Annotated in this window: 13 protein-coding genes; 6 read left to right on the forward strand and 7 right to left on the reverse strand. The window is 72.2% G+C overall.

Features of this window, described 5'->3' with window-relative positions; translation table 11 throughout:
• Nucleotides 1-5: 5 nt before the first annotated feature.
• Both QWZ14_RS19955 and QWZ14_RS19960 read right to left on the reverse strand, forming a co-directional pair.
• A complete protein-coding gene (locus QWZ14_RS19955; protein WP_290318598.1) occupies nt 6-1,442 on the reverse strand; it encodes a sensor histidine kinase in 1,437 nt (478 codons plus the stop codon).
• Between the two features lie 7 nt (nt 1,443-1,449).
• Complete coding sequence (locus QWZ14_RS19960) at nt 1,450-2,130, reverse strand: winged helix-turn-helix domain-containing protein (protein WP_290318599.1); 681 nt, start codon at nt 2,128-2,130, stop codon at nt 1,450-1,452.
• 121 nt (nt 2,131-2,251) lie between these two features.
• Here QWZ14_RS19960 and QWZ14_RS19965 point away from each other — a divergent pair, with 121 nt between their 5' ends.
• From QWZ14_RS19965 to QWZ14_RS19985, 5 genes are all read left to right on the forward strand, one after another.
• The gene (locus tag QWZ14_RS19965) at nt 2,252-3,727 is read left to right on the forward strand and encodes a Do family serine endopeptidase (RefSeq protein WP_290318600.1); all 1,476 of its coding nucleotides are present in this window, start codon (nt 2,252-2,254) and stop codon (nt 3,725-3,727) included.
• A 154-nt stretch (nt 3,728-3,881) separates the two neighbouring features.
• Nucleotides 3,882-4,937: an AbrB family transcriptional regulator gene (locus QWZ14_RS19970; protein WP_290318601.1), complete on the forward strand. Its 1,056-nt coding sequence runs from the start codon at nt 3,882-3,884 to the stop codon at nt 4,935-4,937.
• 7 nt (nt 4,938-4,944) lie between these two features.
• Entirely contained in the window at nt 4,945-6,321 is a 1,377-nt protein-coding gene (locus QWZ14_RS19975; RefSeq protein WP_290318603.1) for an amidase, read from the forward strand.
• Between the two features lie 13 nt (nt 6,322-6,334).
• Nucleotides 6,335-6,520: a hypothetical protein gene (locus tag QWZ14_RS19980; protein WP_290318605.1), complete on the forward strand. Its 186-nt coding sequence runs from the start codon at nt 6,335-6,337 to the stop codon at nt 6,518-6,520.
• Between the two features lie 13 nt (nt 6,521-6,533).
• Nucleotides 6,534-7,820, forward strand: a complete 1,287-nt coding sequence (locus QWZ14_RS19985; protein ID WP_290318607.1) for an amidase — start codon at nt 6,534-6,536, stop codon at nt 7,818-7,820.
• A 44-nt stretch (nt 7,821-7,864) separates the two neighbouring features.
• Here QWZ14_RS19985 and QWZ14_RS19990 read toward each other — a convergent pair whose 3' ends face one another.
• The 3 genes from QWZ14_RS19990 to rutA are packed head-to-tail and all read right to left on the reverse strand — an operon-like array spanning nt 7,865 to nt 10,257.
• Nucleotides 7,865-8,446 (reverse strand): malonic semialdehyde reductase, encoded by a 582-nt coding sequence (locus tag QWZ14_RS19990; protein ID WP_290318608.1) that lies wholly within the window; start codon nt 8,444-8,446, stop codon nt 7,865-7,867.
• 60 nt (nt 8,447-8,506) lie between these two features.
• Nucleotides 8,507-9,178, reverse strand: a complete 672-nt coding sequence (locus tag QWZ14_RS19995) for an isochorismatase family protein (protein ID WP_290318609.1) — start codon at nt 9,176-9,178, stop codon at nt 8,507-8,509.
• Complete coding sequence (gene rutA / locus QWZ14_RS20000; protein ID WP_290318611.1) at nt 9,178-10,257, reverse strand: pyrimidine utilization protein A; 1,080 nt, start codon at nt 10,255-10,257, stop codon at nt 9,178-9,180. The genes QWZ14_RS19995 and rutA overlap by 1 nt, the downstream gene beginning before the upstream one ends.
• Nucleotides 10,258-10,527: 270 nt before the next feature.
• Between rutA and QWZ14_RS20005 the strand changes: the two genes are divergently transcribed.
• Nucleotides 10,528-11,694 (forward strand): multidrug effflux MFS transporter, encoded by a 1,167-nt coding sequence (locus QWZ14_RS20005; protein WP_290318613.1) that lies wholly within the window; start codon nt 10,528-10,530, stop codon nt 11,692-11,694.
• Nucleotides 11,695-11,713: 19 nt separating this feature from the next.
• Here the strand turns inward: QWZ14_RS20005 and QWZ14_RS20010 are convergent, their stop codons facing one another.
• Nucleotides 11,714-12,046: a hypothetical protein gene (locus tag QWZ14_RS20010; RefSeq protein WP_290318615.1), complete on the reverse strand. Its 333-nt coding sequence runs from the start codon at nt 12,044-12,046 to the stop codon at nt 11,714-11,716.
• A gap of 132 nt (nt 12,047-12,178) precedes the next feature.
• Complete coding sequence (locus tag QWZ14_RS20015; RefSeq protein WP_290318616.1) at nt 12,179-13,813, reverse strand: acyl-CoA synthetase; 1,635 nt, start codon at nt 13,811-13,813, stop codon at nt 12,179-12,181.
• Nucleotides 13,814-13,816: the final 3 nt, after the last annotated feature.

Genomic DNA, 13,816 nt, shown 5'->3' on the forward strand with positions numbered 1-13,816 from the left:
TGCCTTTACGGCAGATCGCGCCCGCTTGGTAAGGCGGCTGGAGGGATGGGCGCGGCGGCACCGGCCGGCCGGGGCGGGGCCGTGCCGGGCGGCGGCAAGGCCAGGGTGGCCTGCAGGCCGGGCCCGGCATCACCCAGCTTCAGGCGGGCGCCGTGCAACTCCGCCACCGCCGCCACCAGGGCAAGTCCCAGCCCGGCCCCGGGGCGGCTGCGGGCGGCGTCCAGCCGGTGGAAGCGCCGCAGCACCGCCTCGCGCGCTTCGGCCGGGATGCCGGCGCCGTCGTCGGTGACGGTGATCCGCGCCTCGGGCGTCAGCGCCACGGTGATGAGCCCTCCCTCCCGCCCGTGCTTCACCGCATTGTCCAGCAGGTTGGCCAGGGCCTGAGTCAGCAGCTCGCGGTCGCCGAAGACGGCGACGCCGGGGGCGAGGCGGGTCTCCAGCCGCTGGCCGCGCTCCTCCGCCGCCGGGGCATAGACCTCGGCGACCGTCACCAGCAGGGCGGAGAGGTCGAGCGGCGCGAAGCCGGCGCGGCGGGCGCCGCTCTCCACCTGGGCGATCCGCAGCAGGGCGGCGAAGATCTCCAGCAGTTGCTCGCAGTCGCGGATGGCGGCCTCGGTCGCCTCGCGCCAGCCGGCGTCGTCGGGCGCCCGCAGCGCCCCCTCCAGCCGCTGCCGCAGCCGGCCGAGCGGGGTGCGGAGGTCGTGGGCGATGTCGTCGGTGACCTGCCGCAGGGTCTGCATCAGGCTCTGCACCCGGTCGAGCGCGGCGTTGATCCGCCGCGCCAGCCGGTCGAATTCATCGCCGCCGGCGCGGATCGGCAGGCGATGGCCGATCTCCCCGGCCTCCACCCGGGCCAGGGCGGCATCCATCGCCGCCGCCCGGCGGGTGACGCCGCGGCCCATCAGCAGCCCGCCGGCCAGGCCGAGCAGCATGGCCGCGCCGCCGACCCAGCCGGCGGCGCCGAGCAGCAGTGATTCGAGCTGGCGCACCGGCGCCACGTCGCGCGCCACCACCAGGAAGCCGCCGCCGGGCAGGGCGGTGCCAAAGGCGAGCAGCTCGGTGGCCTGGGCCTCGGGCCCTTCCAGGCGCAGGTTCTCCCAGCCCGCGGCGCGCGGTGCCCGGGCCAGGTTGCCGGCGATGCGGCTGCCGTCGGGACCCGCCATCAGGTAGTACTGGGTCCCGCTGCGGTCCGCCGCCAGCCGCGCCTCGACCGAGACCGCGACCGAACGCGATCCGCCCAGCCGCGCCGCCTGGATCAGGACGCCGGCGTCCCGTTCCACCTCCTGCGCCAGTTGCCGCAGGGCGAAGCCGGTGGTCGCCCACCAGGCCACCGCCGAGAGCGCGGCGGTGCCGAGCAGGGTCAGCAGCAGGTGCAGCAGGGTGACCCGGAAGGCGGTGGTGCGCCACCAGCGGGTGGTGGGCTCCGCCGGCGCCACCGGCATGGGCGGCTCAGTCGGGGGCGCGGATGACATAGCCGGCGCCCCGCATGGTGTGGATCAGCGCCGGGGCCTCCTCGCCGCCGAGCTTGGCGCGGAGCCGGCTGACATGGGTCTCGACCACGCTGGTCCTGGGGTCGAAATGGAAATCCCAGACCCCCTCGAGGAGCATGGTCCGCGTCACCACCTGCCCGGTGCGGCGCATGAGGTATTCCAGCAGCCGGAATTCGCGCGGCTGCAGCTCGATGCGCCGGCCGCCGCGGGTGACCACCCGCCGCAGCAGGTCCATCTCCAGGTCGGCGACCCGCAGCGTGGTCGCCTCGGCGGCCATCGGCGGGCGGCGGGCCAGGGCGTTCAGCCGGGCCGCGAGCTCGGCGAAGGCGAAGGGCTTGCCGAGGTAGTCGTCGGCCCCGGCCTCCAGCCCCTCCACCCGGTCGCCGACGCCGGTGCGGGCGGTCAGGAACAGCACCGGCGTGCGCAGCCCGGCCGCCCGCAGGGCCCTGACCAGGCCGAGCCCGTCCAGGCGCGGCAGCATCCGGTCCACCACCAGCACGTCATAGCCTCCGCCGCCCATCGCCAGGTGCAGCCCGTCCGGGCCGTCGGCGGCATGGTCCACCACATGCCCGGCCTCGGTCAGGCCGCGCCGGATGAAGCCGGCCGTCTCCGGGTCATCCTCCACCAGCAGGATCTTCACGCAACCTCCGCCCACCATACGGATCGGTATGGTTCGGGGCAGGATGCGGGCAAACGCCATGCTGTTCCATGGCCCCCATGCCGATCCCCGCTTCGGGGACGACCTGAGGAGCCAGACACCGATGCCCCGCATCCAACCCCGCACCAAGATCCTAGCCGCCGGCGCCCTGGCCTTGGCCCTCGGCACCACCGCGCTGACCCAGTTCGCCCCCCAGGCCACCGCCCAGTCCGTGCCGGCGACGGCCGTGGCCCTGCCGCGCCCGGTCGGGCCGGACTTCGCCGACCTCGCCGCCCGCGTCGCCCCGGCGGTGGTGCGGATCAGCGTCATCGGCCATACCGAGGCGACCCCGGTCGACATGCCCCCCGAATTCCGCGGCACCCCCTTCGAGCGCTTCTTCCAGCAGCGCCAGGGCCCGCAGGAGCGCCAGGGTCCGCAGGGTAGCGGCCGCCGCACCATGGGCCAGGGCAGCGGCTTCATCGTCGACGGCGCCGGCTATGTCGTGACCAACAACCACGTGGTCGGCGAGGCCGATGCGGTGCGGGTCGAGCTGGCCGATGGCCGCCAGCTGCCGGGCAAGGTGGTCGGCACCGATCCCAAGACCGACCTCGCCCTGCTGAAGATCGAGGCCGGCGGCCCCCTGCCGACGGTCGCCTTCGGCAACAGCGATCAGCTCCGGGTCGGCGAATGGGTGCTGGCCATGGGCAATCCCTTCGGCCTGGGCGGCACCGCGACGGCGGGCATCGTCTCCGCCCGCGGCCGGCAGATCGGCGCCGGGCCCTATGACGACTTCATCCAGACCGATGCCTCGATCAACCCCGGCAATTCCGGCGGTCCGCTGTTCAACACGGCCGGCGAGGTGGTCGGGGTGAATGCGGCGATCTTCTCCCCCTCGGGCGGCAACATCGGCATCGGCTTCGCGGTGCCCTCCTCCCTGGCGCAATCGGTCATCGCCCAGCTCAAGGACAGCGGCCGGGTGGAGCGGGGCTGGCTCGGCGTCTCGATGCAGGCGATTGACCCGACGCTGGCCAGCGCGCTCGGCGTGAGCGACAGCAAGGGCGCGCTCATCGGCGCGGTGGAGACCGACGGCCCGGCCGCGCGGGCCGGGCTGCAGCCGGGCGACATCGTCACCGGCTTCAACGGCCGGCCGATCGTGGCGCCGCGCGACCTCGCCGAGGCGGTCGGCGCGGTGAAGCCCGGCGCCGCGGTCAGCATCGCCGTGCTGCGCGACGGGCATCAGCAGGAGCAGCGGGTCACGCTCGGCGACCAGCCGGACAGCCGCGAAGCCAAGGGCGGCCCGGCCGCCGCGGCGCCGGCGACCGGGCTCGGCCTGGCCCTGGCGCCGCGGGGCCGCGGCACCCCGGGCGGCGCCGGCCCCGGCGTGGTGGTGGCCGAGGTCCGTCCGGACAGCGTCGCCGCCGCCCAGGGCATGCAGCCCGGCGACGTGATCCTGCGGGCCGGCGACCGGGCCGTCACCCGTCCCGGTGACGTGGCCGAGGCGGTGACCGCGGCGCGGCGCGACAACCGCCCGGCGATCGCGCTGCAGATCGAACGGGACGGCGGCCGCGCCTTCGTCGCCCTGCCGCTCCGCGCCGGCTGAGCCTCTCCCGCCCCGGCGGTCCCCGCCGGGGCGGGCCTTGCCAGGCGGCACGGTGCTTGCTTCACAAACGGGCTCGCTTCCCCTACGGCATCCGGCCGAGGATCGTGGCGAGGCGGAGCGTGAGCGGCATGGGCAAGCCTGTGGCATGAGTAGGATGCGGCGGCTCGCGCGCCTGCTGCTCGGGGCGGTGGCGGGCGGCCTCGGGGGGGCCGGCTTCGCCGCCCTGCACCTGCCCTTGCCCTGGCTGACCGGCTCGCTGCTCGCGGTCGCGGCAGTGCGGCTCTGCGGTGCCCCGGCCGAAGCCTCCCGGCCGGCCCGCAATACCGGCTTCGTCGTGGTCGGCAGCGCGCTGGGCCTGTATTTCACGCCGGCCACCGCGGCGGTGCTGCTGGCCAACATGCCGCTGCTGGTCGCGGCGGCACTGCTGACCATCGGCCTCGGCGGCGGGCTGGCGCTGCTGCTGGCCCGCACCGGCCAGGTCGACCCGGCGACCGCCTGGTTCGCCTCCATCCCCGGCGGCGCCGCCGACATGGCCATGCTGGCGGAAGGCTACGGCGGCGCCGGCGCGCCGGTCGCGGTCGCGCAACTGCTCCGCGTCGTCTCCGTGGTGGTGCTGGTGCCCAATGCCATGGCGCTGACCGGCCTGCACGGCGACCATCCTCAGATCGCCGCCAGCCTGCCCTTCTCCATCCCCGGCTACGCCATGCTCTTCGGCGCCGGTCTCGCCGCCGCCTGGGTACTGCTGCGCTGCGGCCTGCGCGCCGGCTGGATGCTGGGGCCGCTCGCGGTGAGCGCCGCCATCACCGCCGCGGGCCATACCCTCTCGGGCGTGCCGCTCTGGCTGACGGCGGCGGCCCAGGTGGCGCTCGGCGCCAATCTCGGCGCGGGCTTCGACCGGGCGATGCTCGCCCGCACCCGCCGCTTCATCCCCGCCGCCCTGCTGCATGTCTGGCTGCTGATGGCCGGTTGTGCCGCCGCCGGCATCGGCCTCGCGTTGCTCACCGGCAAGCCGATGGGGGCGCTGCTGCTCGGCACCGCCCCCGGCGGCATCGCCGAGATGAGCCTGACCGCCAAGACCCTGGGGCTGGAGGTGGCGCTCGTCGTCACCATGCAGGTGACGCGGATTTTCCTGGTGGCGGCGCTGACGCCGCCGGTATTCCGGCTGGTGCACCGGCGGCACCTCGCCGCCGCGCCGGCCGCGGGGGACTGAGCGCGCGATGACCGACGACCCCTGCCTGCTCTCGGCCGCCGAGGCCGGCCGCCGCATCGCCGCCCGCCGGCTCTCGCCCGTGGCCTATGTGGAGGCCCTGCTGGCCCGCATCGCCGCGGTCGAGGACCGGGTCCATGCCTATATCACCGTGCTGGCCGAGCCCGCGTTGGCCGCCGCCCGCCGCGCGGAGGCCGAGATCGCCGCCGGCCGTTGGCGCGGGCCGCTGCATGGCGTGCCCTTCGCGGTGAAGGACAATTACTTTACCGCCGGGGTGCGGACCACCGCCGGCTCCCGGCTGATGCTGGAGACCGTCCCGGACAGCACCGCCCATATCGTCACCCGGCTGGAGGCGGCGGGCGCCATCCTGCTGGGCAAGCTGAACACCTGGGAATACGGCACCGGCAACGGCGGGATCTATTTCGACCTGCCCTTCGAGCCAGCCCGCAATCCCTGGGACCTCGCGCGCTTCACCGGCGGCTCCTCGACCGGCGCCGGGGCCTCGGTCGCCGCCGGCATCGCCCCCTTCGCGCTCGGCTCGGATACCGGCGGGTCGATCCGCCTGCCGGCCGCGGCCTGCGGGCTGGCCGGGCTGAAGGCGACCTACGGCCGGGTCAGCCGGGCCGGGGTGCTGCCGAATTGCTGGTCGCTCGATGTCACCGGCGCGCTCTGCTGGACCGCCGAGGACAGCGCCCTGGTGCTGAACGCCATCGCCGGGCATGACCCGGCGGACCCCGGCAGCGCGGCGGAGCCGGTGCCGGACTACCGCGCCGGGCTGCATGGCGGCGTCGCGGGGCTGACCATCGGGAGGGTCGCGGCCGAGGGCGTGACCACGGGCATCGACGCGGCGGCAGCGGTCCTCGAGCGGCTCGGCGCCCGGCTGGTGGAGGCGAGCCTGCCGGCGCCGCTGGCGGATTACCGCCGCGCCGCCAGCCTCATCAACTGGTCCGAATCGCTGTCGATCCACGAGCAGGACTTCCGGGAGCGCGCCTCGCTCATGGGCCAGGCGCTGCGCGACAAGATGACCTCCGGCAGCCTGGTGCGTGCCGCGGACTACCTCGCGGCGCAACGGCTGCGCCGGCAGCTGGCCCGCGGCATGGATGCGGTCTTCGGCGGCTGTGACCTGCTGCTGCTGCCCGGCGCTTTCGGCGTCGCGCCGCGGCTGGACGACGCCGCCGGCACCATGGCCTTCACCCGCGAGAGCGCCATGAACGTCGCCAACCTCTCGGGCCATCCCGCCATGTCCGTGCTCACCGGCTTCGATGCCGCCGGGCTGCCACTGAACGCGCAGCTCATGGGCCGGTACTTCGACGAGGCGACGGTGCTGCGCGCCGCCGCGGCGCTGGAAGCCGCCACCCCGCACCGCGCCCGCCGCCCGGCCCTCTAGGAGGACTCCCGTGATGACCGAACCGAGCCCCGAGGAAATCGCCGCCTTCGCCGCCCGGCACGGCCTGGCCGCATTGACGCCGGCGCAGCTGGCGCGCATGGCGGTGCTGGCCCGGACCGTTGCGGAGGCCGCCGCCGGCCTGTCCCGCGTCACCGACAAATTCGTCGAGCCGATGCCCGTCTTCCGGGTGCGCGGCTGAGAGGAGAACCGCCGTGGAACCCTGGCAACTTACCGCCACCGCCGCCACCGCCCTGCTGCAGGAGGGAAGGCTGACCGCCGAGGCGCTGACCCGTTCCTGCCTCGAGCGCATCGCCGAACGCGACCCGGTGACCAAGGCCTGGTCCTATCTCGATCCGCTGCTGGCGATCCGCAGCGCGCGGGAGGTGGACAAGACCTACGTGCGCGGCGTGCTGCACGGCCTGCCGCTCGGCGTGAAGGACATGATCGACACCGCCGACATGCCGACGACCCATAACTCCCCGATCTACCAGGGGCTGCAGCAAGGGCGCGACGCCGCCTGCGTCGGCATCGCGCGCGGCGAGGGCGCGGTGATCCTCGGCAAGACGGATACGGTGGAATTCGCCGCAGGCGGGCGCCGGGCGCTGACCCGCAACCCGCATGACGCGGCGCGCACCCCGGGCGGTTCCTCCTCCGGCTCGGCCGCCGCCGTCGCCGACGGCATGGTACCGCTGGCCTTCGGCACCCAGACCGGCGGCAGCACCATCCGCCCGGCCTCCTTCTGCGGCATCTATGCGATGAAGCCGACGCATGGGGTGGTGAATTCCGAAGGCGCCAAGCGCTATTCGCATACGCTCGACACCATCGGCTGGTACGCGCGGGCTCCGTCCGACCTGCGGCTGGTCGCCGAGGCCTTCCGGCTGTTCGGCATCGAGGCGCCGACCGGCAAGACCGTGCAGCAGCTGCGCATCGGCGTCTGCCAGGGGCCGAACTGGCACCTGGCCGAGGAGGAATCGCAGAACGCGCTGCTGCTGGCGGCCAAGCGTCTGGAAGCCGCCGGCGCCATCGTCGAGGAGCTGGCCCTGCCGCAGCCCTTCGAGGGCATCACCGAGGCCCAGCGCGTCGTGCTGCTCGGCGAGGGCCGCGGCGCCTTCCTGCAGGAATATCTCCAGGCCCATGGCACGCTGCATGCCGACTTCCGCGACCGGGTCGAGAATTTCGCGGATATCACCGGGCCGCAGCTGGCCGGCGCCTACAACCTCGCCGGCGACTGCCGCAAGCTCTGGGATGCGCTGTTTCCGCGCTTCGACGCGGTGCTGACCCCGGCGGCGGTGGGCGAGGCGCCGCTGGGCCGGCAGGATACCGGCAACCCGGTCTTCAACAGCATGTGGACGCTGCTGCACGTGCCCTGCATCGCCATCCCCGCCACCCGCGGGCCGCATGGGATGCCGGTTGGGGTGCAGATCGTCGGGCCGCGCTTCGGCGATGCCGCGCTGCTGGACGTGGCGGCGGCGGTCGCGCCGGTGATCGACGCCGAATAGGGCAGGGCCGGGGAGGCGGCTGCCTCCCCGGATCCGCCGCGCCCTCAGGCGAAGCTGCAGGCTTCCTCGAAGCTGAGCCGCGGCAGGCGGCCGAAGACGCCGCTCGGGTCGCCATGGCCGAGGTTCACCAGCCAGTTCGACTTGACCTTGGTGCCGGCGAAGAAGGCCTCATCCACCTTGGCCTTGTCGAAGCCGGACATCGAGCCGACGTCGAGCCCGACCAGCTTCGCCGCGATGGTGAGATAGGCGCCCTGCAGGGTGCCGTTGCGGAAGGCGGTCTCCTCGGCCAGCGCCGGGCTGGAGGTGAACCAGGACCGCGCATCGGCATGCGGGAACAGCTGCGGCAGCTTCTCGTAGAATTCCATGTCGGTGCCGACGATGACGCAGACCGGGGCGGCCATGGTCTTCTCGAGGTTCCCCGAGGAGAGCGCCGGGGCCAGCTTCTCCTTGCCTTCCTTCGAGGTGACGAAGACGAAGCGTGCCGGCGAGCAATTGGCCGAGGTGGAGCCGAATTTCAGGATGTCGTAGATCTGCCGCAGTTGCTCCTCGGAGACGGGCTGATCGGTCCACTTGTTCTGGGTGCGGGCGTTCAGGAACAGGGTATCAATGGCGGCCTGGTCGGTCATGCTGGTCTCCTTGGTCGATCTGCGATGGCATTACCGCGACGCGGGTGGCGAGACCAGCGCTCAGCCCTCGCCGGGCATGGCCGCGAGGCCGGCCAGCACCTCCGCCACCGGCAGGACATCGGCATACTTCACCGCCATGTCGTAGAGACTGGCGAAATGCGGGCTTTCGTGGCGATCCGCGACGGCTTCCTCCGGCACGATCATCCGGAAGCCGCAGGACAGCCCGTCCACCACCGTGGCGCGGACGCAGCCGGAGGTGGAGCCGCCGGTGATCACCACCGTATCCACCCGGTGGAAGGTCAGCAGGGAGCGCAGGTTGGTCTCGAAGAAGGCGGAGGCCATGCGCTTGTTGAACACGATGTCGCCCGGCGCCCGTTCCACCCGCGGGTCGAGCATGGCCCGCGGCGAGCCCTCCTTGATGTTCTGCAGGCTGTCCGGCGTATCCGACCGCGTGCCCCAGATTCCGCAATCCTCCCCGCTCGGGAGGTAGGCGACATAGGTCCAGACCACGGGGAAGGCCCGGGCCCGGCAGAGCGCGGCCAGCCGGTTCATGTGGCCGATCTGGTCGGGGTCGGTCTCATAGGCGGTCGGGTAGGCCGCCGGCTGGGTATAGGCGCATTGTACGTCGACGTTCACCAGCGCGGCGCGGCGGCCGAAGCCGAAGCGGCGGCGGCCGGGCGCCGCTTTGAGCGCGGCATAGAGCTGCCGCGCGGTCTGCCCGTCCTCGATCATCAGGCGGCCGCCTGGGTCACGTGCTTGCGGCATTGCATGAGCGGCTGGATGCGGGTGCCGAACTGGTCCATGCCGATGAGGAAGTCGTCGAAGGTCAGCATCACCCCCTGCAGCCCCGGCGTCTCCGCCAGCGCATCGAGCTGCTTCGCGATGGTCTCGTAGGAGCCGATGAGGCGGAGCATGTTGGTCGGCACCCGGTCGGAGCGGACCATGCGGCCGACGGTGCTGTGCGCCTCCGCCTTGGTGTCCGCCGCCGCCTGGCTGTCGCGCCAGGCCAGCGCCTCGAGGTCGGTGCCGGCGACGTAGTGGTGCCACTTGGCCATCGCCGCCGCGTCGGTCTCGTCGGCGATCACCATCATCAGCAGCATGGCGCCGCATGTGCGGCCCGAAGCCTTCGTCGCCGCCACCAGCCGCTCGGTATGCTGCGCCACCTGGGAGATGTCGTTGATGCCGCCGGCGCTGATGAAATTGTAGTCGGCGTATTCGGCGGCGAACTGCATCCCCCGGTTCGACTGGCCGGCCGAGATGATCTCGATCTTCTTCTCCGGCAGCGGGCTCACCCGGCAATCCGTCATCTGGAAGAAGTCGCCCTTGAGGTCGGAGCGGCCGGTGGCCCAGAGGTCCTGCATCACCTGGACGTATTCCGAGCAGTATTCGTAGCGCCGGGCGAAATGCGCCTCGCCGGGCCAGATGCCCATCTGCTCGTATTCCGCCTTCTGCCAGCCGGAGACGATGTTCACCCCGAAGCGCCCATGGCTGATGCTGTCGATGGTGACGGCCATCCGCGCCAGCACCGCCGGCGGGATGGTCAGCACCGCGACCGAGGCAAACAGCTTGATCCGCTTGGTCACCGCCGCCAGCCCGGCCATCAGGCTGAAGCTTTCGAGGTTGTGGTCCCAGTACTCGGACGGACCGCCGAAGCCGCGCAGCTTGATCATGGAAAGGGCGAATTCAAAGCCATAGGCCTCGGCCTTCTCGCACACGGCGCGGTTGAGGTCGAAGCTCGGCATGAATTGCGGCGAGGTACTGGAGATCAGCCAGCCATTGTTGCCGATGGGAAGGAAGATGCCGACGTCCATGAGGCCCGCTCCTGTTCCGGGAAATGGCAGCCTACCGGCTGGCCGGCCGGTGATGGAGGGGCGACGCCACCTGCCGTGCCACGAATCTCGCCCATGCCGACCGTTCCTGCGGCGCCCTTGGGCAGAGCCGCGCTCGAAGCCCAGAAACACGGCAATGGCACCCCTGCCGGCCTTCGCTCAAGGCGGCTGCGGGGCCTCTCCCCCGGCTCTGGGCTATGGTGCGGTGCAGCACGCGGTGGTAACCCGGCTGACCGCTGCCGGAGCCCCTGCATGCCACGCGTCTCCGCCCTCCTGCTGCTGGTCCTCGCCGCCATGTCCGCCTTTGGGCCGCTGGCGACCGACATGTACCTGCCGGCCTTCCCCGCCATCGCCGCCGGCCTCGCGGCCGATCCGGCCGCGGTGCAGAAGACCCTGGCGAGCTTCTTCGCCGGCATGGCCATCGCCCAGCCGGTCTTCGGACCGCTGGCCGACCGCTTCGGGCGCCGGCCGCCGCTGCTGGTGGGCCTCGGGATCTTCGTGCTGGGCTCGGTGGGCTGCGCCCTGACGCAGTCCATCGGCTGGCTCATGCTCTGGCGCTTCGTCCAGGGCTTGGGCGGCTGCGCCGGCATGGTGATGGCGCGGGCCATCGTCCGCGACGTCTCGGAAGGGCCGGCGACCATCCGGCTGATGTCGCGGCTGATGCTGGTCGTGACCTTGGCGCCGATCCTGGCGCCATCCCTCGGCGGCCTGCTGCTTGGCCTCGGCGGCTGGCGGGCGATCTTCTGGGCCCTGGTCGCCTATGGCGCCGGCCTGGCGGTGGTGGTCACCGCCATCCTGCCGGAAACCCTGCCGCCGGATCGGCGGCGGCGGGACGGGCCGCTCGGCATCATCATGGTCTATGCCCGGATGCTGGGCAGCCGGCGCTTCATGGGGCTGACGCTCTCGGGCGTGCTGCCGATGGCCGGGATGTTCGCCTACATCGCCGGCTCACCCTTCGTCTTCATGGAATTGCACCGGCTGCGGCCGGCGGATTACGGCCTGCTTTTCGGCGCCAATGCGATCGGGATCATGGCGGTCTCGCAGCTCAATGCCTGGCTTTCGACCCGGCAGCCGCCGGAACGGGTGCTGCTCTGGGGGCTCTGCTCGATGGCGACGGCGGGTGTCCTGCTGGTCGCCTTGGCCGGCAACGGCAGCTTCCTCGGCGTGGCCGTTCCGCTGTTCGTCTATGTCGCCAGTATCGGCATGGTGATGCCGATCGCCGCGGCGCTGGCCATGGCCTCCCAGGGGCGGACGGCGGGCAGTGCCAGCGCCCTGATCGGTACGCTGCAGTTCAGCGGCGGCGCCGTGGCGGGCGGGCTGGTCGGCGCCTTCTACGACGGCACGGCCATGCCCATGGCCATCGTCATCGCCCTTGCCGGGACAGGCGGGCTGCTGTCCCGGCTCTTCCTCCTGCGCTGAGGCCCGGGTAGGGGCGGCTTCAGGCCTCCGGACTGCGCTCGGCGGTCATGCCTTGCAGCGCCTCGCCCAGGGTCTTGACCTTGTCCGCGTTCTTGGAGTCGGCCTTGCCGGCGAGGGTGACGGTCTCCTTGCCGAGCTTGCCGACCAGCTTCTGCACGGCTTCGCCATCGATTGGCTCGGCCTGAAGCTGCTTCTTCAGGGCGCCGAGGTCGCGCAGGATGCCCTTGGTGCCGGGGGTGTCCATCTTCTCCAGGGTGGTCTCCCAACCCTCGATGTTCTTCACGGCGGCGCTGACGGTGAAGCCCTTCACGCCTTCCTGGATGTGCTTGATGGTCGCGGCGAACTGCGGCATGGACGCGGTCTCCTCGGGCGACGCGGGCTGCGCCGGTGCGGGAAGAAGGCGCGGCGCGCCGTCAGGTTGCGCGCCGAAATAAATAGCCCGGCAGGGTCTTGCCGGGCTTTTGCCTCGCCCAAAATCCCATGGTTACTCCGGCCGTACTTGCCGCCGGAGTACATGTTTCTGGATCTTGCCGGTGCTGGTCCGTGGCACTTCGGTGAATATCACCTGCTTGGGCGCCTTGTAGCCGGCGAGATGCGTCCGGACGAAGGCGATCAGCTCCGCCTCGGTCGCCTCGGCCCCCGGCTTCAGCTCGATGAAGGCGCAGGGGACCTCGCCCCATCTGTCGTCCGGCTTCGCCACCACGGCCGCCAGCATCACCGCGGGGTGCTTGTAGAGCGCATCCTCCACCTCGATGGAGCTGATGTTCTCGCCGCCCGAGATGATGATGTCCTTCGAGCGGTCGCGGAGCTGCACGTAGCCGTCCGGGTATTTCACCGCGAGGTCGCCGGTATGGAACCAGCCGCCGGCGAAGGCGGCCTCGGTCGCGGCGGGGTCCTTGAAGTAGCCCTTCATCACCACGTTGCCCTGCATCATCACCTCGCCCATCGTGGCGCCGTCGGCCGGCACCGGCGCGAGGGTGACGGGGTCGCGCACGTCGAGCGCCTCGAGCGCCAGGTAGCGAACGCCCTGGCGCGCCATGAGCCGCGCCTGGTCGCTGGCCGGCAGCGCATCCCAGGCGCCGTTCCATTCGTTGACCACGGCGGGGCCGTAGCATTCGGTCAGGCCATAGACATGCAGCACGGCGAAGCCCGCCGCCTTCATCCGACCCAGCACGGCTTCCGGCGGCGGCGCCCCGGCGACGACGAACTGCACCTGGTGCGACAGCGGCTTCTGCTCGGCCGCCAGAGTGTCCAGCAGCGTCGCCATGACGATCGGCGCGCCGCACATGTGGGTCACCCCATGCTCGGCCATCAGCGACCAGAGCGTGGCGCCGCGCACCGCCCGCAGGCAGACATGCGTGCCGACCACGGCGCAGACCGTCCAGGGAAAGCACCAGCCGTTGCAATGGAACATCGGCAGGGTCCAGAGATAGACCGGATGCCGCGCCATGCTGGCCGAGAGCACGTTGCCGGTGGCCAGCAGCTGCGCCCCGCGGTGGTGGTAGACCACGCCCTTCGGCCGCCCGGTGGTGCCGGAGGTATAGTTCAGCGCGATCGCATCCCATTCGTCCGCTGGCAGCGCCCAGGGGTAGGCCGGATCGCCTTCCGCCAGCAGCGCCTCGTAGTCCAGGCCGCCCATGCCCTGGGCGCGGGCCGCCTCGGGCGCCACGGGATCGTCCACCTCGATCACGATGGGCGCCGCGCCGCTGATCGCCAGCGCGGCACGTGCCACGGGGACGAACTCGCGGTCCACGATCAGGACCTTCGCCTCGCCGTGGTTCAGGATGTAGCCGATGGTATCCGCATCGAGCCGCGTGTTGATGGTGTTCAGCACGGCGCCGGCCATGGGCACGCCGTAGTGGCACTCCAGCATCTCCGGGATATTGGGCAGCAGCGCCGCCACCGTATCGCCCCGGCCGATGCCGCGCGCCGCCAGCGCCGAGGCCAGCCGGACGCAGCGGTCCCGCAGCTCACGGTACGGGCGGCGCAGCGCGCCATGCACCACGGCGACATGCTCCGGGAAGGTCGCCGCCGCGCGTTCGAGGAAGAGCAGCGGCGTCAGCGGCTGGTGGTTGGCCGCGACGCGCTCCAGGCCGATTGCGTAATCCCGTGCCGCCATGTC

This window comes from Paeniroseomonas aquatica (assembly GCF_030409335.1).
GTDB lineage: Bacteria > Pseudomonadota > Alphaproteobacteria > Acetobacterales > Acetobacteraceae > Belnapia > Belnapia aquatica.

What these genes read in the sequence shown, in the direction of transcription:
- QWZ14_RS19955 (WP_290318598.1), bottom strand. Translation starts at nt 1,442, where the DNA reads ATGCCGGTGGCGCCGGCGGAGCCCACCACCCGCTGGTGGCGCACCACC.
- QWZ14_RS19965 (WP_290318600.1), top strand. Translation starts at nt 2,252, where the DNA reads ATGCCCCGCATCCAACCCCGCACCAAGATCCTAGCCGCCGGCGCCCTG.
- QWZ14_RS19970 (WP_290318601.1), top strand. Translation starts at nt 3,882, where the DNA reads ATGCGGCGGCTCGCGCGCCTGCTGCTCGGGGCGGTGGCGGGCGGCCTC.
- QWZ14_RS19975 (WP_290318603.1), top strand. Translation starts at nt 4,945, where the DNA reads ATGACCGACGACCCCTGCCTGCTCTCGGCCGCCGAGGCCGGCCGCCGC.
- QWZ14_RS19980 (WP_290318605.1), top strand. Translation starts at nt 6,335, where the DNA reads ATGACCGAACCGAGCCCCGAGGAAATCGCCGCCTTCGCCGCCCGGCAC.
- QWZ14_RS19990 (WP_290318608.1), bottom strand. Translation starts at nt 8,446, where the DNA reads ATGACCGACCAGGCCGCCATTGATACCCTGTTCCTGAACGCCCGCACC.
- QWZ14_RS19995 (WP_290318609.1), bottom strand. Translation starts at nt 9,178, where the DNA reads ATGATCGAGGACGGGCAGACCGCGCGGCAGCTCTATGCCGCGCTCAAA.
- rutA (WP_290318611.1), bottom strand. Translation starts at nt 10,257, where the DNA reads ATGGACGTCGGCATCTTCCTTCCCATCGGCAACAATGGCTGGCTGATC.
- QWZ14_RS20005 (WP_290318613.1), top strand. Translation starts at nt 10,528, where the DNA reads ATGCCACGCGTCTCCGCCCTCCTGCTGCTGGTCCTCGCCGCCATGTCC.
- QWZ14_RS20010 (WP_290318615.1), bottom strand. Translation starts at nt 12,046, where the DNA reads ATGCCGCAGTTCGCCGCGACCATCAAGCACATCCAGGAAGGCGTGAAG.
- QWZ14_RS20015 (WP_290318616.1), bottom strand. Translation starts at nt 13,813, where the DNA reads ATGGCGGCACGGGATTACGCAATCGGCCTGGAGCGCGTCGCGGCCAAC.